This is a genomic window from Mesorhizobium sp. M0185, assembly GCF_040322175.1.
Taxonomy (GTDB): Bacteria; Pseudomonadota; Alphaproteobacteria; order Rhizobiales; family Rhizobiaceae; genus Mesorhizobium.
This window is the reverse complement of the sequence record NZ_JAMYSY010000002.1, coordinates 220,992-243,642: the sequence shown is the minus strand read 5'-3', so window position 1 is coordinate 243,642 and position 22,651 is coordinate 220,992. Positions and strand designations below refer to the sequence as shown.

General features: G+C 63.2%; 22 protein-coding genes. 15 read left to right on the top strand and 7 right to left on the bottom strand.

Going from position 1 to position 22,651, the window contains the following annotated elements; genetic code table 11:
• Positions 1-4 precede the first annotated feature (4 nt).
• The 6 genes from recN (at position 5) to NKJ20_RS02945 (ending at position 7,166) form a co-directional block, all read left to right on the top strand.
• Positions 5-1,678 (top strand): DNA repair protein RecN, encoded by a 1,674-nt coding sequence (recN, locus tag NKJ20_RS02970; RefSeq protein ID WP_352742466.1) that lies wholly within the window; start codon positions 5-7, stop codon positions 1,676-1,678.
• A gap of 240 nt (positions 1,679-1,918) precedes the next feature.
• Entirely contained in the window at positions 1,919-4,126 is a 2,208-nt protein-coding gene (ligA, locus tag NKJ20_RS02965; RefSeq protein ID WP_352742464.1) for an NAD-dependent DNA ligase LigA, read from the top strand.
• Positions 4,126-4,818, top strand: coding sequence for a DUF2461 domain-containing protein (locus NKJ20_RS02960; RefSeq protein WP_352450121.1), 693 nt, complete (start codon positions 4,126-4,128; stop codon positions 4,816-4,818). Before ligA ends, NKJ20_RS02960 begins: the two co-directional genes overlap by 1 nt.
• A gap of 119 nt (positions 4,819-4,937) precedes the next feature.
• On the top strand, positions 4,938-5,666 hold the full coding sequence (locus tag NKJ20_RS02955) for an AzlC family ABC transporter permease (RefSeq protein ID WP_352450120.1): 729 nt from the start codon (positions 4,938-4,940) through the stop codon (positions 5,664-5,666).
• Entirely contained in the window at positions 5,663-5,959 is a 297-nt protein-coding gene (locus NKJ20_RS02950; protein ID WP_352742462.1) for an AzlD family protein, read from the top strand. The genes NKJ20_RS02955 and NKJ20_RS02950 overlap by 4 nt, the downstream gene beginning before the upstream one ends.
• 316 nt (positions 5,960-6,275) lie before the next feature.
• Positions 6,276-7,166 (top strand): LysR family transcriptional regulator, encoded by an 891-nt coding sequence (locus NKJ20_RS02945; protein WP_352742461.1) that lies wholly within the window; start codon positions 6,276-6,278, stop codon positions 7,164-7,166.
• Here the strand turns inward: NKJ20_RS02945 and NKJ20_RS02940 are convergent.
• Positions 7,156-9,000, bottom strand: a complete 1,845-nt coding sequence (locus NKJ20_RS02940) for an aminopeptidase P family protein (protein WP_352742459.1) — start codon at positions 8,998-9,000, stop codon at positions 7,156-7,158. The two genes, NKJ20_RS02945 and NKJ20_RS02940, sit on opposite strands and share 11 nt — an antisense overlap.
• A 36-nt stretch (positions 9,001-9,036) precedes the next feature.
• Between NKJ20_RS02940 and NKJ20_RS02935 the strand changes: the two genes are divergently transcribed.
• Positions 9,037-9,381 carry a hypothetical protein gene (locus tag NKJ20_RS02935; RefSeq protein ID WP_352589485.1) on the top strand — a complete coding sequence of 115 codons (345 nt, stop codon included), beginning with the start codon at positions 9,037-9,039 and terminating at the stop codon, positions 9,379-9,381.
• A gap of 43 nt (positions 9,382-9,424) precedes the next feature.
• On the opposite strand, the gene NKJ20_RS02930 is transcribed toward NKJ20_RS02935, so the two are convergent.
• Both NKJ20_RS02930 and NKJ20_RS02925 read right to left on the bottom strand, forming a co-directional pair.
• Complete coding sequence (locus tag NKJ20_RS02930) at positions 9,425-10,297, bottom strand: 50S ribosomal protein L11 methyltransferase (RefSeq protein ID WP_352742457.1); 873 nt, start codon at positions 10,295-10,297, stop codon at positions 9,425-9,427.
• 11 nt (positions 10,298-10,308) lie between these two features.
• Positions 10,309-10,887: an SCO family protein gene (locus NKJ20_RS02925; protein WP_352742455.1), complete on the bottom strand. Its 579-nt coding sequence runs from the start codon at positions 10,885-10,887 to the stop codon at positions 10,309-10,311.
• 205 nt (positions 10,888-11,092) lie between these two features.
• On the opposite strand from NKJ20_RS02925, the gene NKJ20_RS02920 reads away from it, so the two are divergent.
• The 3 genes from NKJ20_RS02920 to NKJ20_RS02910 all read left to right on the top strand — a co-directional run bounded on the left by NKJ20_RS02920 (position 11,093) and on the right by NKJ20_RS02910 (position 12,919).
• Complete coding sequence (locus NKJ20_RS02920) at positions 11,093-11,581, top strand: CreA family protein (protein WP_023676745.1); 489 nt, start codon at positions 11,093-11,095, stop codon at positions 11,579-11,581.
• Between the two features lie 96 nt (positions 11,582-11,677).
• Complete coding sequence (locus NKJ20_RS02915) at positions 11,678-12,319, top strand: DapH/DapD/GlmU-related protein (protein ID WP_352742453.1); 642 nt, start codon at positions 11,678-11,680, stop codon at positions 12,317-12,319.
• Positions 12,320-12,487: 168 nt separating this feature from the next.
• A complete protein-coding gene (locus NKJ20_RS02910) occupies positions 12,488-12,919 on the top strand; it encodes a low affinity iron permease family protein (protein WP_031211766.1) in 432 nt (143 codons plus the stop codon).
• A 69-nt stretch (positions 12,920-12,988) separates the two neighbouring features.
• Here NKJ20_RS02910 and NKJ20_RS02905 read toward each other — a convergent pair whose 3' ends face one another.
• Entirely contained in the window at positions 12,989-13,861 is an 873-nt protein-coding gene (locus NKJ20_RS02905) for an SDR family NAD(P)-dependent oxidoreductase (RefSeq protein WP_352742451.1), read from the bottom strand.
• A 130-nt stretch (positions 13,862-13,991) separates the two neighbouring features.
• On the opposite strand from NKJ20_RS02905, the gene NKJ20_RS02900 reads away from it, so the two are divergent.
• Entirely contained in the window at positions 13,992-14,273 is a 282-nt protein-coding gene (locus NKJ20_RS02900; RefSeq protein ID WP_352742449.1) for a hypothetical protein, read from the top strand.
• 6 nt (positions 14,274-14,279) lie between these two features.
• Here NKJ20_RS02900 and NKJ20_RS02895 read toward each other — a convergent pair whose 3' ends face one another.
• Entirely contained in the window at positions 14,280-14,855 is a 576-nt protein-coding gene (locus tag NKJ20_RS02895) for a TMEM175 family protein (RefSeq protein WP_352742447.1), read from the bottom strand.
• 156 nt (positions 14,856-15,011) lie between these two features.
• Here NKJ20_RS02895 and NKJ20_RS02890 point away from each other — a divergent pair, with 156 nt between their 5' ends.
• Positions 15,012-16,220 carry an MFS transporter gene (locus NKJ20_RS02890; RefSeq protein WP_352742445.1) on the top strand — a complete coding sequence of 403 codons (1,209 nt, stop codon included), beginning with the start codon at positions 15,012-15,014 and terminating at the stop codon, positions 16,218-16,220.
• 9 nt (positions 16,221-16,229) lie between these two features.
• Here the strand turns inward: NKJ20_RS02890 and NKJ20_RS02885 are convergent, their stop codons facing one another.
• Positions 16,230-17,702 carry an MATE family efflux transporter gene (locus NKJ20_RS02885; RefSeq protein WP_502894835.1) on the bottom strand — a complete coding sequence of 491 codons (1,473 nt, stop codon included), beginning with the start codon at positions 17,700-17,702 and terminating at the stop codon, positions 16,230-16,232.
• A 187-nt stretch (positions 17,703-17,889) separates the two neighbouring features.
• Between NKJ20_RS02885 and NKJ20_RS02880 the strand changes: the two genes are divergently transcribed.
• The gene (locus tag NKJ20_RS02880) at positions 17,890-18,678 is read left to right on the top strand and encodes a L,D-transpeptidase (RefSeq protein WP_352742441.1); all 789 of its coding nucleotides are present in this window, start codon (positions 17,890-17,892) and stop codon (positions 18,676-18,678) included.
• Positions 18,679-18,823: 145 nt separating this feature from the next.
• On the opposite strand, the gene NKJ20_RS02875 is transcribed toward NKJ20_RS02880, so the two are convergent.
• Positions 18,824-20,302 carry an esterase-like activity of phytase family protein gene (locus NKJ20_RS02875; protein WP_352742439.1) on the bottom strand — a complete coding sequence of 493 codons (1,479 nt, stop codon included), beginning with the start codon at positions 20,300-20,302 and terminating at the stop codon, positions 18,824-18,826.
• 248 nt (positions 20,303-20,550) lie between these two features.
• On the opposite strand from NKJ20_RS02875, the gene NKJ20_RS02870 reads away from it, so the two are divergent.
• Positions 20,551-21,540 (top strand): TIM barrel protein, encoded by a 990-nt coding sequence (locus NKJ20_RS02870; protein WP_352742437.1) that lies wholly within the window; start codon positions 20,551-20,553, stop codon positions 21,538-21,540.
• Positions 21,541-21,582: 42 nt separating this feature from the next.
• Positions 21,583-22,641 carry a sugar ABC transporter substrate-binding protein gene (locus tag NKJ20_RS02865; protein WP_352501042.1) on the top strand — a complete coding sequence of 353 codons (1,059 nt, stop codon included), beginning with the start codon at positions 21,583-21,585 and terminating at the stop codon, positions 22,639-22,641.
• Positions 22,642-22,651 lie beyond the last annotated feature (10 nt).

Below are 22,651 nucleotides of genomic sequence, written 5' to 3'. Positions count from 1 at the left end.
CCCCATGCTCTCCAGACTGTCGATCCGCGATATCGTTCTGATCGAGAAGCTGGACATCGACTTCTCGTCCGGCCTTTCGGTCCTTACCGGCGAAACCGGCGCCGGAAAGTCCATCCTGCTCGACGCTTTGTCACTGGCGCTTGGCGCCCGCGGCGACGCTTCGCTGGTGCGGCATGGCGCGGCACAAGGCCAGATCATCGCCGTGTTCGACGTGCCGCGCAACCACGCGGCTCGCATGCTGCTTGCCGAGAATGCCATCGAGGACGACGGCGACATCATCCTGCGCCGCGTCCAGACGGCTGACGGCCGCACGCGCGTGTTCGTCAACGACCAGCCGTCCAGCGTGACGCTGATGCGCGACATCGGCCGTGCGCTGGTCGAGATCCACGGCCAGCACGACGAGCGCGCTTTGGTCGATCCCGGCGCCCATCGCGAGTTGCTCGACAGTTTCGGCGGCCATCTCGGCGCTGCTCGGGCAACCGGCGAGGCGTGGCGGCATTGGCGTACCTGCGAGCAGGAATTTTCACGGCACCGGGCCAAAGTCGAGGCAGCTGCCCGTGAGGCCGATTATCTGCGTGCAGCGGTCGCCGAATTGACCAGGCTCGATCCGCAACCGGGCGAAGAGACCGAGCTGGCCGAACTGCGCGCCGCGATGATGCGAGCGGAAAAGATCGCCTCGGAAATCCACGACGCCCAGGATGTGCTCTCGGGCCCGTCCTCGCCCTTGCCGCAGTTGGCCAGCCTGCTCAGGCGACTGCAGCGCAAGGTGACGGAAGCGCCCGGCTTGCTCGAGGACGTCGTCAAATCGCTCGACGAAGCGATGCTGTCGCTCGACGCGGCGCAGTCGGGCGTCGAAGCCGCACTGCGCGCCACCGAACATGATCCGCAGCGGCTGGAGAAAGCCGAGGAGCGGCTGTTTTCGCTGCGTGCCGCCTCGCGCAAGCACAGCGTCGCCGTCGACGACCTGGCGCAATTGCGTGACACCATGGCGGCCGATCTTGCCGATCTCGACGCCGGCGAGGAGCGCCTGCAGGCGCTGGAGAAACAGGCTGCGGCGGCGCGCCAGGCCTATGACACTACGGCGGCCCAGCTGTCGTCGCTTCGCCATGCGGCGGCCGTCGGGCTGACCAAGGCGGTAATGGCCGAACTGCCGGCGCTGAAGCTCGAACGGGCCGAATTCATCGTCGAGATCGCAAGCGACGCCGAGAGCCGCATGGAAGAAGGCATCGACCAGGTCGAGTTCTGGGTGCGCACCAATCCCGGCACCAGGCCCGGCCCAATGATGAAAGTCGCTTCCGGCGGCGAGCTTTCGCGCTTCCTGCTGGCGTTGAAGGTAGCACTCGCTGACCGGGGCTCGGCGCCGACCTTGGTCTTCGACGAAATCGACACCGGCGTCGGCGGTGCGGTTGCCGACGCCATCGGCCAGCGGCTGGCGCGGCTGGCAAAACGCGTGCAGGTGCTTTCGGTCACGCATGCACCACAAGTGGCGGCGCGCGCGGCGACGCATTTCCTGATCTCCAAATCAGGCGGGGCCGACCGGGTCTCGACCGGCATCGCCGAGATGGACCGGGCGGCGCGGCAGGAAGAGATCGCACGCATGCTCGCCGGTGCCACCATCACCGACGAGGCGCGCGCGGCGGCCGAGCGGCTGCTACGGGAGAACACCGCGGCAGCCTAGAGCGTTTCATCGTTTCACGGAAACGCCGAACCGCTCTACCTCTTTGTTTGCGCAATTCCGGACGGAAACCGTTTCACACTTTTTCCTGGAATTGCTCCAGGCGAGTTCGTTTCCGGCGCTCGCGACCTGAGTCAGGGTCTGGCGCCATCCTGCTGTTCAGGAATGATTTTCCGTGCCTGGTCTCTCCCTCGTGAGAGAATCCTGTTCTATTGTGTCGCGCCACCGTGGAGGGAGCAGTGCATGGACGAAAAACCAGTCGAGTCGCTCAGCGAAAGCGAGGCGGCAAGCGAGTTGAAGCGGTTGGCGCAGGAGATCGCCGAGCACGACCGGCGCTACCATGGCGAGGACGCGCCGATAATCACGGATGCGGAATATGACGCGCTGACCCGGCGCAACCTCGCCATCGAGCAGCAGTTCCCGCATCTTGTGCGTGAGGATTCGCCCTCACGCAGGGTCGGCGCCCCGCCGGCCGAAGGTTTTGCCAAGGTGCGCCACGCGGTGCCGATGCTCAGCCTTGCCAAGGCCTATACCGACCAGGACGTCGCGGACTTCATAGAACGGGGCCGGCGATTCTTTGACCGCGACAAGGATCTGAACATCGCCTTCACGGCGGAGCCGAAGATCGACGGGCTATCGGCTTCCCTGCGGTATGAAGGCGGTGTGTTCGTGCAGGGAGCAACGCGCGGCGACGGCGTCGTCGGCGAGGACATCACCGCCAATATCAAGACCATCGCCGATATTCCCAAGACCTTGAAGGGATCGGACTGGCCCGAGGTCATCGAAATACGCGGTGAGGTCTATATGACCTACGCGGAATTCGAGGCGCTGAAGCAACGTTCGGCGGCGATAGGCGGCCAGGATTACGTCAATCCGCGTAACACGGCGGCCGGGTCGCTCCGCCAAAAGGACCCGTTAGTTACCGCCAGCCGCAACCTTAAATTCTTTGCTTACGCCTGGGGCTATACTTCAAAGGATCCAGCTCCGACCCAATACGATTCCGTGCAAAAATTCGCGGAGTGGGGATTCAAGGTCAGCCCGCTGATGGTCCGGGCAAGATCGGTCGAGGAACTGGTCGCGCACTATCACCTAATCGAGACCCAGCGCTCATCGCTGGGCTACGACATCGACGGCGTCGTCTACAAGGTCGACCAGCTGGAATTGCAGCGCAGATGGGGTTTCGTCACTGGCGAACCACGCTGGGCCATTGCCCACAAATTTCCAGCCGAACAGGCGATGACAACCGTGCTCAGGATCGACATTCAGGTGGGCCGTACCGGTACGCTGGCGCCCGTTGCCCGGCTTGCACCCGTCACGGTCGGCGGCGTCGTGGTCGAAAATGTCACGCTTCACAACGAAGATTACATCAAGGGTCTGGACAGCAACGGCCAGCCGATCCGCGACGGCTATGACGTGCGTATCGGCGACACGGTGGTCATCCAGCGGGCAGGGGACGTCATTCCGCAAATCGTGAGTGTCGTCGCCGACAAGCGGCCGACTGATGCCGTGCTCTACGAATTCCCGCACAGATGTCCGATCTGCGGCTCGCCCGCAACGCGCGAGATCAACGAGAAGACCGGCAAGGAGGATTCCCGCCGACGGTGCACCGGCGAGCTGATCTGCCCCGCGCAGGCCGTGGAAGGATTACGCCACTTTGTGTCGCGCGGCGCCATGGATATCGAAGGCCTGGGGGCTGAAAACATAGACCTGTTCTTCAATGCCGGGTTGGTCAAGACTGCCGCCGATATCTTCACCCTCCGGGACCGCCGTCCCGCCGTCACCAAGGCGCTGGCGGAGCGACGGGAGGAGCAGGCCAGGCAGCGCGACGCCGCATCGGGCAAAACGCGCAAGAATGTACGCAGCGTCGAGGAACGCAACTATGACGGCCTCGACAAGCTCTTCGCTGCCATCGACGCCCGCCGCGAACCCGAACTTGATCGCTTCATCTTTGCGCTGGGCATCCGCCATATCGGCGAAACGACGGCCGTTGTGCTCGCCCGAACCTTCTCGACGATCGAGGAGTTGATCCGCATTGGCAAGGAGACAGCAGCGGCAGCCGATCCACACACCGTTTTTCCTTCGATCAACGGCATCGGCGATACGGTGATAGGCGCCCTTCGCGATTTCTTCGGCAATGAACGCAACGACGCCGTACTTGAAGCGCTGCTCACACAGGTCCACCCGAAGCCGTACATTGTGAACGTCTCAGCCGATAGTGCGGTCGCCGGCAAGACAATCGTGTTTACAGGCACGCTGGAAAAGATGACGCGCCCGGAGGCCAAGGCGATGGCCGAACGTCTCGGCGCGAAGGTCGCCGGCTCGGTTTCCGCGAAGACCGATCTTCTGGTGGCAGGGCCAGGCGCCGGTTCCAAGCTGAAGGATGCGACCAAATTCGGCATCGAGGTGATCGACGAGGACACCTGGCTGCAGCGGATTGGCAAGGGCGGGTGATGGCGGCTGCGTTCAACGGTTTTGGGCAAAAGGCCATTCCCTTCCTCAAGGCGCTGGATTTTCATCAGAGCCGGGAGTGGTTTTTAGAGAACCGCGACCTTTTCGAACGCGACCTGCGCGATCCCTTCGGCGATCTGGTCGAGACGCTCTCCGAGCGCTTCACGGCCGCGGGGCTCGGCCTGCGCGGCGACCGCAAGAAGTCGCTGTTCCGGATTAATCGCGACGTGCGTTTCGCCAAGGACAAACGGCCTTATAACCGGCATTTGTCGGCGATCCTTTCGCCTGACGGCACCAAGATGGAACAGGGCGTGTTTTACGTCCATATCGGGCTGGAGCGCTGCTTTGCCGCCGTTGCCTGGTGGCAGCCTGGACCGGAGCTATTGCTGGCGCTGCGCAACGCGATCGCGAAGCGGCCCGCTGAATTCCGTACCCTCGTTGCGGCGCTGAAGAAGAACGGCCTCGAATTCGACCCGGACGGCTGCATGAAGCGCACGCCGCGCGGCTTCGAGCATATCGCCGAGCCCGATCTCGCTGCCGCGATCCGCAACCGGCATTTTGCCGTCCGGCACGCAATCGAGCCGGCGGATATCTACGGAGCTGGATTGGTCGACGAACTCGTCGACTTCGTCATGCGGGCAAAACCGCTGCTTGACTGGGGCAGGGCGATCGAAGGCAAGGCTTCGCCGCGCTAGGCACGGAAGCGCGTTTGCGCGACCTTCAGCTGTCATTTCCGCTGATCGTTTGCCTCAAGCGAATTGGTGTGACAAGCCGCGCCGCCCTCCCTACATAGGCGCTTCCCGAGGAGCGGTCGATGTCGGCGGAAGCAATCTCCGAAAACAGTGCGAAAAGCGATTTCTGGGACGGCGTGCGGCTCAGCATGCCCGTCGTGGTGGCGTCGGCGCCGTTTGCGTTGCTGTTCGGGGCGCTCGCGGTCGACAACGGGTTTTCCGTGCTCGAAGCGTTCCTGATGAGCGCAACGGTGTTCGGCGGCGCCAGCCAGATGGTCGGCATCGAGCTGTTCGGCCAGCATGTCGCGCCGTGGCTGATCGTGCTGTCGATCTTCGCGGTGAATTTTCGCCATGTGCTCTATTCGGCTGGCATCGGCCGGCGCATTGCGCATTGGCCACTGGTGCAGCAGGCGATAGGCTATTTTGTGCTGACCGATCCGCAGTTCGCGGTGGCCGAGCGCAAGGCTGAGGCCGGCGAGACCGTCGGGTTCACCTGGTATATGGGGCTTGGGCTGCCGGTCTATTTGTTCTGGATCATCGAAAGCGCGCTCGGCGCGATGTTCGGCAAGCTTATTCCCGACACCGATGCGTTGGGCATCGATTTCCTGCTGCCGATCTATTTTCTCGGCCTGGTCATGAGCTTCCGCAAGCGGCCTCTGTGGCTGCCGGTGGTCGTCGCCAGCGCTGCCGCCTCCATCATTGCATACAAAACGGTCGGCTCGCCCTGGCATGTCTCCATAGGTGCGCTGGCGGGCGTGCTGCTCGCCGTCATCCTGCCGCCCCGCCACAGCGGCGTGGAGGCACGGCCATGAGCACGACCTTGTGGATCATCATCGCCGCTTCGATCGCGACCTATCTGACCCGCATCGGCGGTCATCTGGTGATCTCCCGCTTCGATCATATCCATCCGCGCGTCGAAGCCGGGCTCAGCGCCGTGCCGGCGGCGGTGCTGACCACGCTGGTGGCGCCGGCGGCGCTCAGCGCCGGGCCGGCGGAATGGGCAGCCCTGATCGTTGCCGGCCTTGTCTCACTGCGCGGCGGCCTGATGGCGATGTTCCTGGCGGGTGCTGCCGTGCTGATCCTCTCGCGGCAGCTCGTCGGCTGATCGACTTTTGCCTTGACGGCGAGAGCACACATGCGCCTTACCGCAGCGACTATTACCGCGCCGACCCGCGACAGGCTCAGCCGGATCGCCTCCGCTCTCTCCTGGTGGGCGCCACGCACGGCGTCGCTATAGAGCGCTTCGCGCTGCTTCGGCGTCAATGCGCTTAGATCGATCGGCTGGATGCCGAAGGGCTCACGCGACATTTCCATCTCCCCTGGTTTGCCGTGTTGATCGGCAGCTACACCGGCGATTTACGGGAAAGGCATAATCAGTTAAAATGAATAATTAAGATCGTTATGTTCTCCAGGAGAGATGTATGGATTTGGCCGATCTGCGCATCTTCCGCACGGTGGTGCGCGAGGGCGGAATCACCAGGGCGGCGGAAAAACTGTTTCGCGTGCAGTCGAACGTGACCACACGCATCCGGCAGCTCGAGGAGGATCTCGGCGTGCAGCTGTTTATCCGGGAGGGCAAGCGCCTGCACGTATCACCGGCCGGTCACAGATTGGTCGGCTATGCGGATCGGCTGCTGGCGCTTGCGGAGGAGGCGCGAACGGCGATGCTCGATCCACACCCGCGCGGCACTCTTCGCCTAGGTGCTATGGAGAGCACCGCCGCGGCACGGCTTCCAAGTCTGCTCGCCGAATACCATGCACGGCATCCCGAAGTGGAAATCCAGTTGCGCACCGGCAATCCGCAGGTTCTCGCGACCGCCATGCTTGCCGGTGAGCTCGATGCAGCGTTCGCCGCCGAGCCGATCGCTGACGTTCCGTTCGAAAAGCTGCCCGCATTCCACGAGCAGCTGGTCATTGTCTCGGCGGCATCGCGCGTTTCGGTCGAAGACCACCTGGACATGCCCAAAACCATGATAGCCTTCGAGCACGGCTGTCCGCACCGCAAGCGGCTGGAACAATGGTATGCGCGCAGAGGGTTCATGGCCGAGAAAACCATCGAGCTTGGTTCATACCATGCCATCCTTGGTTGCGTGGTGGCTGGCATGGGCATAGCGCTGATGCCGAAAAGCGTGCTTTCGGGTTTCCCGGAAAGCCGCTGGCTAAAGCTGCACGAACTGCCCTCTGACGAAGACAACGCCGTCACGGTGTTGTTCTGGCGCAAGGGAGCCGGTTCTCCCAACGTCACCGCTTTGCAGGGACTGCTTGCGGAGCAAAGCCTGTCAACCGGCGTTGCCGCCGCGGCTATTGCTTGAAGTCGTGCGGCAGCGGCGCGGTTGCCTTTTCCAGCCAGGCCAGCGTTTCGCCGGCGAGCATCGGTCCGATCTCGGCCAGTACGCGCGCATGGTATTCGTCAAGCCAATGCAACTCGTCGCGGGTTAAAAGGTCCGATCGGACCAGCCGCTTGTCGATCGGCGCCAGCGTCAGTGTCTCGAAGCCGTGCATGGCGATGTCGCCGCCCTCGATTGCCTCGGCCGGTGTCACCAGAATCAAGTTCTCGATGCGGATGCCGTAGGAACCTTCCTTGTAATAGCCGGGCTCGTCGGAGACGATCATGCCGGCCAGCAGCTTTTCGGTACCGGTCTTGGCGATACGCTGCGGGCCCTCATGCACGGCAAGATAGGAGCCGACACCGTGCCCGGTGCCATGGGCGAAATCGCAGCCGTGTCTCCATAGCGCCAGGCGCGCCACTGCATCGATTTCGGAGCCGCGCGTGCCCTGGGGGAAGCGCAGCATGGAGATGCCGATCATGCCTTTCAGCACCAGCGTGAAGCGTTCGCGCATCTCTTCCGTTGGCGTGCCGATCGGCACGGTGCGGGTAATGTCGGTGGTGCCGTCCTGGTACTGCCCGCCGGAATCGAGCAGGAACAGCTCGCCATCCCCCAGCTTGCGATTGGTGGCGCGGGAGACGCGGTAGTGCATGATGGCGCCGTTAGGACCAGCGCCGGAGATGGTATCGAACGATACGTCGCGCAGCGGCATCTGCGTTTCTTCGCCGGTCTGGCGGCGCGTCTCCTCAAGCCTGGTGACAACGGCGATTTCGTCGAGCGTGCCGGGCTTCTGGCGGTCGAGCCAGCACAGCAGCTTGGCGACCGCGGCGCCGTCGCGGCGATGTGCGGCGCGTGCGCCGGCGATCTCAGCTTTGTTCTTTGTTGCGCGTGGAATGCGGGCCGGATCGGGCACGGCAATGACGGTGCCGCCATTATCCTCGACCAGCATCCTGAGCTTGTCCGCCGCTAGAACCGGGTCCAGCGCGATTTTTGCACCGCTCTTGGCCTGGGTGACGATTGCCGTTTCGAATTCACCTGGGTCGTGCAATTCGGCGAGCTGCGTCAGGTAGGCCGCGACAGTGCGCGAAAACTTGCGCTGGTCCATGAAAAGCAGATGCGAGCCGTCGGCGGCCAGCACGGCAAAGCCGAGCGCCAGCGGTGTGTGCGGTACGTCGCCGCCACGGATGTCGAACGCCCAGGCAATGGAGGAGGGGTCGGTCAGCACGGCATGGGTGGCGCCGTCCTTCTCGATGGCTGCCGCGAGCCGCACCAGCTTGTCCTTGGCCAGTTCGCCGGCAAAGCCGATCGGGTGGATCTCGACCGGCGCCAATGGCGGCCCGGGCTGATCTTGCCAGACGGCGTCGATAGGATTTTGTTCGAGCGGCACCAAGGTCGCGCCGGACTTCTCGGCCGAGGCTTTCAGCGCCTTTACGTCACTGATCGTATGGAGCCACGGATCGAAGCCCAACCGCACGCCCTTGCCGAGATTGTCCTTGATCCAGTTGGCCGGCGGGTTGTCGACAAGGCTCTCGATCGAAAAGATGTCGAGATCGACCTCCTGGCGCACCTGCAGCGTGTAGCGCCCGTCGACAAACATGACGGCGCGCTCGCCAAGCACAATGGCGACTCCGGCCGAGCCGCTGAAGCCGGTCAGCCATTTCAGCCGTGCCGAGCGATCGGCGACATATTCGCCCTGGTGCTCGTCGGCACGGGGCACAATGAAGCCATCCAGCCCGTTCGCCGCCAACCATTGGCGCAGCATTGCCACGCGCGGCTTGCCAACGGCCGGATCGCCGGCGGAATCGAAGGTCTGGAACATGTAGGCTCTCCTCGAATGCTGGCGCGACCGTAGCGCATGACCTCGAAAATCGGAATCGATTTTCGGAACGATCATTCCCGGTTGCTGCGTGTCTCTTTGCGCATGGAGGCCATGCAGAATCGGCGATTTCAAAAAGCGTCAGCAAGGCTTACCTTCTTCACGTGGAGGAAAGAGTCCTATTGCCCTGCAAAGGAGACCGTCATGTCCACGATTTCACCTAGACGCGGATTTTTCAGAAACGCTGTGAAAGCGCTGATCGAAGCTCGCCAGCGCGAAGCGAGCCGGTATGTGAGCGGCGTTCTGCTTGGCTTTGACGACGAAACGCTGAAAGCTCACGGCTACGATCGCGAACAGCTGAAGAAAGCGGCGAACTCGCGCTAGCTAGGTCCGAGCTGATTCCGGCTTGCGTTGAAGGCGCTGCGCCTCAGCGCTTGAGGTGAATCGTCACCCAGCCCTCGCGGTGCAAGGTGCGGACGTGCCGGAATTTCTGGCCGACATAGGCCGCGATTACCGCATCGCGCTGGCGCTCGAGGATGCCCGACAAAACGATCGAGCCACCGAGCGCGATATGTCCGGCCATTTGCGGCGCCAGACGCATCAGCGGCCGCGCCAATATGTTGGCGACGATCAGGTCGAAGGGCGAACGCGCGGCAAAGATCGGATGATGAAAACCGGGCGCCGCCACCGTTTCAATGAGCCCCTTGACCTGGTTCAGCCGCGCATTGGCGCCGGCCACCTTGACGGCGACCGGGTCGATGTCGGTCGCCAGCACCGGTATATGCGCAAGCTTGGCCACTGCGATGGCGAGCACCGCGCTGCCGGTGCCAAGGTCGAGCGCGTTGCGCGGATGCTCGCGCCGTATGACCTGCTCCAGCATTTCGAGGCAGCCGGCGGTGGTGCCGTGATGGCCGGTACCGAAGGCAAGGCCGGCCTCGATCTCGATCGCGAGTTCGCCGCTGTGTCGCTTCCTGCGGTCATGCGCGCCATGGACGAAGAAGCGCCCGGCCCGCACCGGCTTCAATCCCTCCAGCGAGCGCGCCACCCAGTCGATGTCGGGCAGCGCTTCGCGCGCTATCGGTTTCGACAGCGACAGTCCGGCAAGGATGTCCCTAAGCCGCGCCTCGACCGCATCGACGTCGTCGTCGGCATAGAGCGATACTTCGTGGATGTCGCGGTCCTCGTCGACCTCGAGCACCGCAATCGGCAGGCCCTCATCGTCGAATGCCGCACCGAGCGCCGCGAAGATGCGATCAGCCTCGATCTTGCCCGCGGTGAAATACAAACGCGTCTGCGTCATTACCGGATGTGTCAACCTTCCGCCGCCAGCCGTTTGAGCTTGGCGATGGCGGCATCCGGGTTTTCGCCATAGGCAATGGTGCCGGCGAAATCGCCCTTGGCGTTGAGCAGCAGCACCGAAGCAGTGTGGTCCATCGTGTAGTCGCCGTCGTTCGTGTCGACTTTCTTCCAGTAGATGCCGAAGGACTTGGCCATGGCGTGGACCTTGTCCGGATCGCCTGATATGCCGAGGATGCGATCGGAGAAATTGCTGACATAGGTGTTCATGATTTCGGGCGTATCGCGCTCCGGGTCGACCGTAACGAAATAGGCACGCAGGTTCTTGCCGTCGTCGCCCATCGTCTTCAGCCAGCCGGCCAACTCGAAAAGCGTGGTCGGGCAGACTTCCGGACAGTGCGTGAAGCCGAAGAAGACGACGCTGGGGTGGCCGCGAAACGCGGCTTCGGTGACCGGCGCGCCCTTCTGGTCGACCAGCGTGAACGGTGCTCCGAACGGCTCGCCGCCATAATGTCCGCGGTACCAGTCGAAGGTGAGCCAGCCGATTCCGGCGGCCATCAGGACGAGAATACCGACCAGAATTGAACGCATCATCAGTGAAAGTCCGTCGTTATTCCATCGGGCGCCGGGTTGGCGACGTGAAGGCCTTGGCTTGGCGAACACTCTTAGCGGTTCGGTCGCGCCGACGCAAAGATGTCGCGTTGCCGCAACCGGCAATCCTGTGGGAGGCGATCTGCTTGCAAAGCGCTGCCGTTCGTCCCACCTGAGGTCGGCAAAATTTGAACCGCAGGAGGCCTCTTTGCGAAAACTGATTGGCGGCGCGTTAGCCGCATGCCTTGTCATTGGCGCCGGCGCGGCCGCCGCCGAGGAAGTCGGCAAGGTCGGCGTCGATTGGCTCGGCAACGATATCATCGTCGAGGCGATCAAGGATCCGAAGGTCGAGGGCGTGACCTGCCACGTCTCCTATTTCGACCGTGGCGTGATCGACCGCCTGCAGAAAGGCAACTGGTTCGAGGACCCGTCCGATTCCTCGATCTCCTGCCGCCAGACCGGGCCGATCACCATTGGCGACATCGACATGAGCGAGGCCGGCGAGGAGGTGTTCAAGCAAGGCATCAGCCTGATCTGGAAAAAGCAGGTGGTGAACCGCATCTACGACAAGGCCAACGAGACGCTGATCTACCTGTCGCATTCACGCCAGGTGCAGGATGGCTCGGCAAAAATGTCGGTCACCACCGTGCCGCTCTACGGCCAGAACGTGGTGTGGACCAGCGGCAAGCCGAAATAGAGACTTAAGGTGCTACAGTGTCCTTGGCGCGTCCAAACTGATGCGCGGCGCTGCACTCGGCTTGCGAGACTATGCGCGCGGGCGTAAAGCGCGCGCATGGACCGTCCCGAACACCTTGTCCTGAAAGATCCCGAGCCGCGCATCCATCCGACGGCGGAGCTGAAGGCGTGCAAGCTTGGACGCTATGCGTCGATCGGCGAGCGCGTCATCTTACGTGAAGTCATGGTTGGCGACTTCTCCTACTTCGAGCGCCACGCCGAGGCGATCTATACGACGATCGGCAAATTCTGCTCGATCGCCGCCAACAGCCGCATCAATGCGCTGGAGCATCCGGTCGAGCGGCTGACGCAGCACAAAATCAGCTACCGGCCCAACGAGTACTTCCGCTGGCTGGGTGTCGATCAGGCATTCCGCGACCGGCGGCGGGCGAGAGCCGTCAGCATCGGCCATGATGTCTGGATCGGCCATGGCGCCGTGATCATGCCTGGCATAGTGATCGGCAACGGCGCGATCGTCGGTGCCAATGCGGTGGTGACGCGAGACCTGCCGGCCTATGCAATCGTCGCCGGCGTTCCGGCCAGGCCATTGCGGCAGCGCTTCAGCGCGGGAACTGCGGCCCGGATCGAACGTCTTGCCTGGTGGGACTGGCCGGTCGAGAAACTGGCCAGGGCAGTCCCCGACATGCAGGCCTTGCCCATCGAGGCTTTCCTCGACCGCTGGGAAAACGGCGCCGCCTGAGTTCGGGCTATCTGCAAGCGGTCCGACGGCCTGCGCGATCTGCTCCTCCAACAATGTACCCGCGACCTTCCGCCACGAGGGAACCAGGAGCGGCTGCCAACTGTTTCTGCAGACACAATGAACTCGGCTTCCGTCCGGGTTCGTCGCCCGGCTGCTGAGGGAGTTTGAATGATTGAGAAGCTTTTCACCAGGATCGCCAACAACGTCGCGCATTTTGCCGGCCTGCCGCCGACGTTTGCCGTCTGTTTCCTGATCATCGTCGTCTGGGCGGCAAGCGGGCCGATGTTCGGCTTTTCGGACACCTGGCAGCTCGTCATCAACACCGGCACGACGGTCGTCACCTTCCTGATGGTGTTTCTCATTCAGAACACCCAGAACCGCGATGGCGCCGCGATCCAGGCGAAGCTCGACGAATTGATCCGGGTCAGCACAGCCCAGAACACCTTCATCGGTATCGAACACCTGACTGAGACCGAAGTCGAAGAGATCCGCAAGAAATGCGAACAGGCAGCGAAGCGGCATGATCAGAAGCTTGCCGAGTTGGCAGCCGAGAAAGCCATGGCGAAGAAGCGGAACACGAAGAAGCATGCGGCGGCGTGATATAAAGGTCCGGCGCATACCTGCGAAGATCGGATCCGATTCTTTGCTACGGTGATCTTCGGTTCGGGATCATGCGCTGCGTGTCATGAATGCCGCGAAAGCATCCTTGTAGTCCGGATGCCAGCGCGACAGAGCAGGACGGTTCTCAATGATGTCCCCGATTGCCCAGGCCATGCGCTTTTCGTCCATGGGCCGGGTCGCCTCGTTATCGGGACACAGCATGTAGAAATCGCCACGCAGCAGCGAGGCCAGCATGAAGTCGATGACCTGCTCGCCGGTCCAGGCGCCGGCCGGCTTCTCGCTCGCACCTTCGGTCAGGCCGGTAAAAGTGAACCCGGGGATAAGCAGATGCGCCGCGACACTGGCGCCCGGCTCGTTGCGCAGCGCGTGTGCAAGGCCCTCGGTATAGGTCTTCACGCCAGCCTTGGAGACGTTGTAGGCGAGGTTGCCAGGCGGCGTGGTAATGCCTTGCTTGGAGCCGGTGTTGACGATCAGGCCGGGCTTTCCCGCCGCCAGCATGCGCGGCGCGAAGGCCTCGACGCCATGGACGACACCCCAGAAATTGATGTCCAGCAGTCGCTTCCAGGCGTCACGGTTCTCCCAGGGCTTGCCGGGGTTGTTGCCGACGCGGGCATTGTTCATCAGCAGCGACACGTCGCCGAAAGTGCCGGATGTCCTTTCGGCGAGGCGGTCGAGCTCGTCGGCTTTCGAAACATCGATGGCAATGGCAATCACGGCGCTGTCGCCGGCGATGGCGGCGACGGCGCGCCGGGCCTCATCAAGGCGTGCGCCGCCGATATCGGCCAGCACGATCTTCATGCCCATCGCCGCCAGCCGTTTGGCGGCGGCAAGGCCGATGCCGCTGGCCGCGCCGGTAATGACGGCGACGTTGCCGGAGGCAAGTGCGGGCAGGGCGGTCTGGATCTCGGCGTCGGTGGTCATGATTTTCTCCTGTTCTGGCCGCGGCGAACTTAGCGCGGAAAGAGGCTCGCGCAAGCCGGTGCCGGCATCTTCGGGTTGACCGCACCGGCGGGCGCTGCGCATGCTGATATCGAAAAAGGAGACCTGACGATTGACCGACTGGATCGAGATCCTGAAAGAACAGACCGCCACCGGCGACCAGATGAGCCGCGAGGTGCCGCAGATGCTCGCCAATCCCGACATCAGCGAAGCGCAGGTGAGGACGCTGTTTTCGGCGCTCGAAAAACAGGCCGAATTCGTCGAAAAGCTGCGCATGGCGCTGGAAAAATTCGGCCATGATTTTTCGGTGATAAAGGCGGCCGAGCGGCTGGAGGAGCGCTACGCCGACCTTGCCGCTTCGGTAGCGGAAAAGCTGAAAGAAATGCGGGGCTAGATGGGCCTATTTCTCGATCAGCCGCTCGAAGCGCCTGTCCGGCACTAACCAGACCATCGCCACCACGACATAGATCGCGACACCGATCCAATGATTGACGAAGGTCAGCGCGATGGCGGAAAGATAAAGGACCAGCGAGATCTTTCCCTTGAGGTCATTGCCCAACGCCCTGGCGAAAAGGGTCTCGTTGCCGTGCAGTCGATGCAGGGCCATGGTGAGGATGTTGAAGCCGATGGCGCAGAGCGCCAGGTCGACGCCATAGACGGCAACCGGCACCGGCGCGAAATGGTTCTCACCCATGAAGGCTGTCGTCGCCGGCATCAGCGATAGCCAGAACAGCAGGTTGAGGTTCGCCCACAGCACGCGGCCGTCGACCCGCTGCACGGTATGGAACATGTTGTGCAAATTGTTCCAGTAGATGCCGACATTGATGAAGGACAGCACATAGCTGAGGAAGATCGGCCAGAGTGGTGCCAGCGCGGAAAAATCCTCGCCATGCGGCACCTTCAATTCCAGCACCATGATGGTGATGATGATGGCGACCACGCCATCGGTGAACGCCTCGACTCGTCCCTTGCCCATGAATCTCCCCTGACAATCCGCTGAAGTTAAAAGAGGATCTCGCTCAGCGCCATCGGCAAAGCTGCCAAACTTGTCAGGAGCAAGCCGAGGAGGGGGAACGGCTGACGCGAAAAAGGCGTTAGGATGTCAGATCCCGAACAGCAAAAGGTCGAAAAAATGACCGCTCACGCTCAAGTCATGACGCGCGATTACGAACTCGGCGGCCGCGTTGCAGCGGCCACCGTGGCCGCTATGATCGCGGCTCTTTTCGCCGGCAGCACGGCGCTGACGCCGCTTTACATCATCTACAAGCAGGTCTTCGGCTTCTCGCAGATCACTTTGACGCTGGTCTACGCCGTCTATGTCATCGGCAATCTGGCGGCGCTGCTGATGTTGGGGCGTGTGTCCGATGTCATCGGGCGCCGTCCAATGGCATTGGCCGGGATGGCGGTGGCCGTGGTCAGCGCGGTGGTTTTCCTGTTCGCCGAAAATGTCGCATGGCTCGACATCGCCCGAATTCTGAGCGGACTGGGAATCGGCGTCGGCGCGGGCACCGGCACCGCCTGGCTCGCCGAATTGCTCCCGACCGACGACAAGTCACAGGCGGCGACGATTGCCACCAGCACCAATTTTCTCGGCCTCGGCCTCGGTGCGCTGGGAGCCGGGTTGCTCGCCGAATACGCGCCTTGGCCGCTCAGGCTGACATTCGTCGTCTACCTGGCGATGCTCGCGACTGTAACCCTGCTGGTCTGGCGCACGCGGGAAACCGTTTCGCGGCCGGGGAAACTGGCTGACGTTTCGATGCGGCCGCGGCTTTCCGTGCCCGATGCCATCCGCGCAAATTTCGTTGCGCCGGCGGTGACCGGCTTTGGCGCAATGGCGCTGGTCGGCTTTTATGCAGCACTCGCACCGAGCATTTTGGCGCAGCAACTGCAGGTAACCAACCATGCCGAAGCCGGCGCTCTGTTCTTTGAATTGGCGATCGTGACGGCCGCCACCATTGTGGTGACGGCACGTCTTTCGAGCCGAGCTGCGATGTTCGCGGCGCTTGCGCTGATGATCCCAACCGTCGCGCTGATTGTTGCGGCGCAGGTCTTCGCCTCGATGGCCATAATGATTGCCGGGACCGCCTTGTGCGGCGTGGCGGCAGCGCTCGGCTATCGCGGCGGCTTGCAAGTGGTGAACGAGATCGCGCCGGCGGACCGGCGCGCCGAAGTCGTCTCGGCCTTCTTCATCTGCTGTTTTTGCGGCAACGCGCTGCCGGTCATCGGCATCGGCGTTCTGTCGACGGTGGCAGGTGCGACCGTGGCAAGCCTGGCCTTTGCCGGCATGATTGTCGTCTTTTCCCTGGTCGCTCTCGGGTTTGGCGCGAAATACGCGCGCTGAGCCGACCTTTCAGCCGTTCGGTGTCTCGGGCGAAAGGTGCGCGCGCTGGCGCGGTACGCCGAGGCCGGTATCCGGCGGTTCGCCGGCAGCCGGCCGGCTCTCGATCATGTGCAGGCTGCGCCAGCGGCCGAAGCGATAATAGGCCGCGGCCAGCACGAGCGAGGTTATAGAGCCAGCCGGAAAGCTCCACCACAGAGCTTCCTCGCCGATCACGCTTCGGAAGAAATAGGCGAAGCTGGTGCGCACCAGCAGCACCGAGATCACCAGGATGATCAGCGGCGGCATCACCGCGCCGGTGGCACGCACGGTGGCGAAGAGCACGATGGTGATGCCGAACAGGATGAAGGACCACGACGCGATCTTGTTGATGTGAGTGGCGATGTCGATCGCTGCACTGTCGCTGCCGAGGAAGAGGCTGAGCACCGCGCGATCGAACACGAACAGCAGCACGACAAGAACGCCGGTGAGCAGAAGGTTGAAGCCGACGCCGGAGGCGGCGATGCGGCCGATCCGGTCCCAGCGCCCGGCGCCGACATTTTGCGCCGCCATCGACGAGACCGCGGCGCCGATGGCGAGCGCCGGCATCTGGATATAGGTCCAGAGCTGTGCGGCTATGCCGTAGGCAGCCGCGACCTGGGAGCCGTACAAGTTGACCATGCCCATCACCGTCAGCGCCGCGGCCGAAACGACGATCATCTGCAGGCCCATCGGCACGCCCTTGAAGACGACAATGCGCAGCAGCGCCGGGTCCGGCCGCAGCAGAGCGAGATTGGCGCCGGCCAGCCGCAGCGGGTGCTTGCGCGCATAAAGCACGATCAGGATGGCAACCACGCTTACCGTCTGGCCGATCAGCGTCGAGGCGGCCGAGCCGGCGATGCCGAGTTCGGGGAACGGGCCGATGCCGAGGATGAGCAACGGGTTCAAAATGACGTCGAGCACGACGGCCAGCGCCATAAAAAGGAAGGGCGTGCGCGAGTCGCCGGCGCCGCGCAGCACCGTCATGACGAAGGAGAGCAGGTTCATCATCGGCACGGCGAGGAAGATGATGCGCAGATAGGAGCGCGCCAGCGGCAACGCATCGGCTGGCGTGCCGAGTGCATCGAGGATCGCATCGACCCAGATCCAGCCGCAGACCGCGAACGCCACCGAGACGAGGAAGAAGAAGATGGCGCTGGTGCCGACGATGCGCCGGGCTTCGGGCAGGTCACGAGCGCCGACGGATTGCGCGACCAGGATGGTCGCCGCCATGCCGATGCCGAACACGGTGCCGAGGATGAGAAACAGTACGAGGTTTGCATTGGACGTGGCGGTCAGCGCCGCTTCACCGAGGAAACGGCCGACCCACACGGCATTGATCGAGCCGTTGAGCGACTGCAGCACATTGGAGCCGAGCACCGGCAGGGCAAACAGCAAAAGGGTGCGCGGGATAGGCCCACTGGTGAGGTCGCCGGTCTGCCGGCGCGCGGGCATGTTGTCATCCATGGCAGGCAACTCGGCGAAGGCTTGTCTTGAGTCCGCAATGATTGCCGATTTAACGGGAGAGGTCGATGCGCAAATTCCGCCTGGCGTGCCTTGGTCTAAGCATTTCTCAAACCTTCCGGAATCGTATATTGATCCCGCACGCGTGGGGCCGCATTTTCCTGGATCTCATGGGTAAGCCGGGGGGCTCATGTCCGATATTCCGTTGTTTTTTGAGCGCCTGAACCGGCGCGCCTTTCTTGGTGCATCCGCTCTGGGCGCGGCCTCCGTGGCTCTTTCGGCGTGCACCACGACGGACGTGGCAGCGCCGCCAGTGACGCCGGCGCCAAGCGATCCGGCTTTCGGCGATGCCGCAAGCATGTATGCCGCGCGCGTCGATGAGGGCTATCAACTGCCGGCAATCCCGGTAGCCAAGGTCGATCCGAAATTCGTGCGCCAAATCGTGTCCGACCCGACCGGAGAAAAACCCGGCACGATCGTCGTCGATACTTCCGAGCACTTCCTCTATCTGGTGCGCGACGGCGGCAAGGCAATTCGCTACGGCGTCAGCCTCGGCAAGGCCGGTTTCGGATGGACCGGCAGCGCCGTGGTTCAGGCGAGGAAGAAGTGGCCGGTCTGGACGCCGCCGCCGGAAATGATCCAACGCCGGCCGGAACTGGCGAAATACAAGGACGGCATGCCGCCCGGCCCGCAGAGCCCGCTTGGCGCCCGCGCGCTGTATCTCTTCCGCGACGGCAAGGACACGATGTATCGGCTGCACGGCACACCGGAGTGGGATTCCATTGGGAAGAACGCTTCCTCCGGCTGTGTGCGCTTCATGAATCAGGACATTATCGACCTCTACAGCCGCGTCGACGGCGTCGCGCCGGTCTTCGTGCGCCCGAACCTGTCGGCCGCCGGGAAGATCGCCGCCGTGTCGAACAGGACGGCCGAGCCGATCGATGCCGGCGTGCCAAAGGACGCGGAGATGTTGAGGTAAGTGCCGTCGACTGGATCGTCAGTCGCAGGTTTGCAACGCACTAGGACACCGTCCTTGCGCGGGCGAGCCGCAACTGAAGGGCACGACCGCTCAATCGCGCCAGCTCAGGCGGACGCGTTCCGCGCGTCCGCCTGTATGGGTGCCGCTACTTCTTGGCGAGGCCTGGAAGCGTGACCTGATAGACCAGGAACATGGTGTCGACATCGGCGCCATCCTCGGCCTTGTAGGCCGCGCCTACCTGGAAGCCGTCCTGCGTGAGGAAGTCATTGTCATTGGCGACGAACAGGAAATAGTCGTCGGGCAGCTTTGGATCGAGGACGCTCACCACCGACATCGCCTCCCACTTCTCCGAAAGGTTGTTGCGGTCGTTGGGCGCACCATTGTGCAGCCCGAAGCGGCCGAGCTCGGTCTTGTCGTTGATGTCGATGAACGGCGTCAGCTTGGCCGGCGTCACCGATGGATCGAGCTCACCCTTGGGCGCCAGCGGCTTGTCCTTGTCGAACTCTGTGCCGGCGACATCGGTTGCCGCAGACACATCGACGACGCTGATCTCGCGATGGAGCGAGGTGTCGCCCTTCAGCCCCGGTCCGTTGCCGCTGTCGCGCGCCAGCATCAGGAAGGTCTTGTCCGACAGCGCCACGATTTCGCTCTGCGCGGCGATCTTGGTTTTGCCCTTGGCATCGGTGAACACCGGCAGCGGCACGACATATTCATGCGCGAGCTTGAGCTGGCCGGGATCCGAGGCATCGTAGACCAGCGCGCGCGTGTTCTGACGCGTCGAGGCGGAATCGCCGCCATCCTGCCTTGGGGCCGACTGCAGCACGGCAATCAGGAACTTCCCGTCCGGCGTCAGCGCCATGCCTTCGAGGCCCTGGTTGTTCTGACGGCCGGTTTCGGGATCCTTCGGATCTGGGTCTGCCGCGCCAGGTCCCGGATTGTTGGAAGCAAAGTTTGGCGTCCCGTGACGCATCGGGACAAGCGCCGCCGGCGGCTGCGTTGCCGACATCAGACGCCCATCGGCGGAGAAGCGGTAGATGTTCGGACCGTATTCGTCCGAGATGAACAGCGTGCCGTCGGGCAGCCGTGCGATCGCTTCGTTATCGAGCGCGAGCTTGCCGTTGGCTTCGGGCAGGATCGGCATGTCGTCGGTCGCGGCACGCACGCCGTTGAGCGGATCGAGGCCGGTTGCGTCGGCGCCCTTGTCGTCGGTCAAAAGCATGGTGTCGGCAAGCGTCGCCTTGAGGCCCGATTGTTCCTGGCCGGCGGCCGGCACTGCACCCGGCGCGATCGGGGCGAACTCGAGGGCAATCGTGTTGAGGCGCGGGCGGTAATCGGTGGTACCGACGACATTGTAGCCGCGGTCCGGCAGCAGCCATAACGAGCCCTTGTAGCCATCGGCGCCGTGCGTCCAGCCGGCAGCGTCGATCGACATGCCTGAGCCGGAGCCAAACGTCTCGCCGAACTTGTCCTTCTGGCTGGCCGGGATGCGGCCGACACCGACCAAGCCCTTGTTGACGAAGCTGACGCCGCCGACGGTCGCGGCGTTTTCTGCCAAGGCCGGAGTCAAGGCGGTGAACATCGCCAGCGCGACGGCGAGGGACGCGGTTCGGTGCAGGTTTTCCATGGAAATCCTCTTTGTGACAAAGCTGCCGGGGCCCGAAAAAGCGCCGCGTCGCATCAAGGATGCCGCGAAAGCCTTCGGAGAAGCGATCTAGGACGCGAGCATGATACTTGCGTGACAGTGCCGCGCTTGCTTGTCCCCCGTGGTCGCAACTGGCCTGGGTATGGGCGAATTCGTCGTCGCCGAGCGAGCAATTAACAACTTTACAAATAATCATTTTTATGTAAAGTTATGACAATGAAAGGTCCCCGATGACAGCCTATCGTTTCGCCACCCGCCTCAATTCCTTTGCCTCGCGGCCACAGGCCGAGTGGCCCGATCTTGTCGGCAAACCGTCTATGCTGCAGATGGCGGCACGTGCGGCGAAGGTTGCGGAGTTGACCGATCTCGACCTCAACTTCCCCGACCATGTCGGCGAAAAACCTACGGAAATGGCGCGCAAACTCAGCGACATCGGGCTTTCGATCAATGGTTTCGCCATGCGCTACTACTCTAATTCGGCTTTCAAGCTCGGTGCCTTCACCAATCCAGATCCCGCTATTCGCCGCGAAGCCATCGACCTGACCAAGGCCGGCATCGACGCCACCCGCGAGGCCGGCGCCGGCCTGATGACGCTGTGGCTCGGGCAGGATGGCTTCGATTATGCTTTCCAGGCGGATTATGCGACGCTCTGGCAACACGAAATCGATGGTGTTCGTGAAGTAGCGGCGCATGATCCGGGCTGTCAGATCAGCCTTGAATACAAACCCAACGAGCCGCGCTCCTACAGCCTGATGCCCGATGCGGCGACGACATTGCTGGCGATCCGCGAGATCGGCCTGCCCAATCTCGGCGTGACGCTCGATTTCGCCCATGTGCTCTACGCCGACGAGCAGCCGGCCTTTGCCGCTGCGCTGGTGGCGCGACACAGCAAGCTGCTCGGCGTGCATCTCAACGACGGCTACGCCAAGCGCGACGACGGCTTGATGGTCGGGGCCGTGCATACGCTGCAGACGATCGAGCTGCTCAGGCAGATCCGTCGAGACGGCTATGCCGGCGCCATCTACTTCGACACGTTCCCCGACATGACCGGGCTCGACCCGGTCCACGAATGCGAAGTCAACATCGCGACTGTCAAGCGCATGCTGCGCGTCGTCGATCGGCTGGAAAAGGACAATCGCCTGTCAGCCGCCGTCGACCGTCAGGACGCGGTCGCCTCGCAGGCCATCGTCCAGGAAGCCATGCTCGGGCCGGACAGCTGAAGCTCCGGCGCCATCACCGTTTTCAACCAGGGAGGAAAGACCATGAAATTTCTGCTTGCCACCGCCACCGCTGCCCTGATGGCGCTGTCTATAGGCTCGTCGTTTTCCGCGGACCTCGCGCCGCTCAATTCCGACACCGAGAAGGATCGCATCGACTGGTCGCAGCTCGAGGCCAAGTTCGGGGCCTTCCCCAAGCTGCCCGAGGGCACCAAGGCGGGTGCGGTCTCCAAGACGCTGACCAACGAATACTGGCGCTCGCTGGGAGAGGGCTACAAGTCGTTCGGCGACCGCACCGGCGTGCCCGTGGTCTACCAGGCGGCGCAGAGCGAGGGCGACCAGCTCGGCCAGCTCACCATCGCCGAAGGCCTGGTCACGCAAGGCTACAACGTGCTGCTCGTTTCGCCGCAGACCGACTCCAACCTGCAGCCGATCATGGAACAGGCCAAGGCAGCCAATGTGCCGGTGGTCAACGTCAACGACGCGGTCATCCCGCAGGCCGAGCACTATGTCGGCAATGTCCAGCGCGACAACGGCGTGCGCGTCGCCAAATGGTTCATCAAGAACCGGCCGGATGGCGGCAAGGTCGCCATCGTCGAAGGCCAGGCCGGCGTCTACGCCGCCGTCCAGCGCACCGACGGTTTCAAGACAACGATCACCGAGGCCGGCAAGTTCGACGTCGTCGCCAGCGTCCCCGGTAACTGGGATCGCCAGACCTCCTACGACGCGGCCACCAACATCCTGCAGCAGCACCCCGACCTGATCGGCTTCTATGCCAACAATGACGGCATGGCGCTGGGCATCGTCGAGGCGGTCAAGGCTGCCGGGCTGCAGGACAAGGTTGCGGTCTTCGGCACCGACGGCATCTCCGACGCCTATGCCTCGATCCGCGCCGGCGAGCTGACCGGCACCGTCGATTCGTTCCCGGTGCTGACCGGCGAGGTGGCGCTGGAATCGGCGCTGCGGCTGGTGGCCGGGCAGAAGCTGCCGCGCGTCGTTGCCACGCCGCAGGCGCTGATCACCAAGGACAATGCCGACCGTTACTCTGGCGCCGGCGACGCCGTGCGCAAGGCGCTGCTCGAGGACGCGGCAGCGGGCCAGTAGAGCAGGGCCG

Excerpts from the sequence above, each read along its gene's own strand:
- NKJ20_RS02950 (WP_352742462.1), top strand. The coding sequence starts at position 5,663 with ATGAGCACGACCTTGTGGATCATCATCGCCGCTTCGATCGCGACCTAT.
- NKJ20_RS02895 (WP_352742447.1), bottom strand. The coding sequence starts at position 14,855 with ATGGGCAAGGGACGAGTCGAGGCGTTCACCGATGGCGTGGTCGCCATC.
- NKJ20_RS02925 (WP_352742455.1), bottom strand. The coding sequence starts at position 10,887 with ATGATGCGTTCAATTCTGGTCGGTATTCTCGTCCTGATGGCCGCCGGA.
- ligA (WP_352742464.1), top strand. The coding sequence starts at position 1,919 with ATGGACGAAAAACCAGTCGAGTCGCTCAGCGAAAGCGAGGCGGCAAGC.
- NKJ20_RS02945 (WP_352742461.1), top strand. The coding sequence starts at position 6,276 with ATGGATTTGGCCGATCTGCGCATCTTCCGCACGGTGGTGCGCGAGGGC.
- NKJ20_RS02960 (WP_352450121.1), top strand. The coding sequence starts at position 4,126 with ATGGCGGCTGCGTTCAACGGTTTTGGGCAAAAGGCCATTCCCTTCCTC.
- NKJ20_RS02905 (WP_352742451.1), bottom strand. The coding sequence starts at position 13,861 with ATGACCACCGACGCCGAGATCCAGACCGCCCTGCCCGCACTTGCCTCC.
- NKJ20_RS02955 (WP_352450120.1), top strand. The coding sequence starts at position 4,938 with ATGTCGGCGGAAGCAATCTCCGAAAACAGTGCGAAAAGCGATTTCTGG.
- NKJ20_RS02915 (WP_352742453.1), top strand. The coding sequence starts at position 11,678 with ATGGACCGTCCCGAACACCTTGTCCTGAAAGATCCCGAGCCGCGCATC.
- NKJ20_RS02935 (WP_352589485.1), top strand. The coding sequence starts at position 9,037 with ATGACCTCGAAAATCGGAATCGATTTTCGGAACGATCATTCCCGGTTG.
- NKJ20_RS02930 (WP_352742457.1), bottom strand. The coding sequence starts at position 10,297 with ATGACGCAGACGCGTTTGTATTTCACCGCGGGCAAGATCGAGGCTGAT.
- NKJ20_RS02865 (WP_352501042.1), top strand. The coding sequence starts at position 21,583 with ATGAAATTTCTGCTTGCCACCGCCACCGCTGCCCTGATGGCGCTGTCT.
- recN (WP_352742466.1), top strand. The coding sequence starts at position 5 with ATGCTCTCCAGACTGTCGATCCGCGATATCGTTCTGATCGAGAAGCTG.
- NKJ20_RS02885 (WP_502894835.1), bottom strand. The coding sequence starts at position 17,702 with ATGGATGACAACATGCCCGCGCGCCGGCAGACCGGCGACCTCACCAGT.
- NKJ20_RS02875 (WP_352742439.1), bottom strand. The coding sequence starts at position 20,302 with ATGGAAAACCTGCACCGAACCGCGTCCCTCGCCGTCGCGCTGGCGATG.
- NKJ20_RS02910 (WP_031211766.1), top strand. The coding sequence starts at position 12,488 with ATGATTGAGAAGCTTTTCACCAGGATCGCCAACAACGTCGCGCATTTT.
- NKJ20_RS02890 (WP_352742445.1), top strand. The coding sequence starts at position 15,012 with ATGACCGCTCACGCTCAAGTCATGACGCGCGATTACGAACTCGGCGGC.
- NKJ20_RS02940 (WP_352742459.1), bottom strand. The coding sequence starts at position 9,000 with ATGTTCCAGACCTTCGATTCCGCCGGCGATCCGGCCGTTGGCAAGCCG.
- NKJ20_RS02870 (WP_352742437.1), top strand. The coding sequence starts at position 20,551 with ATGACAGCCTATCGTTTCGCCACCCGCCTCAATTCCTTTGCCTCGCGG.
- NKJ20_RS02880 (WP_352742441.1), top strand. The coding sequence starts at position 17,890 with ATGTCCGATATTCCGTTGTTTTTTGAGCGCCTGAACCGGCGCGCCTTT.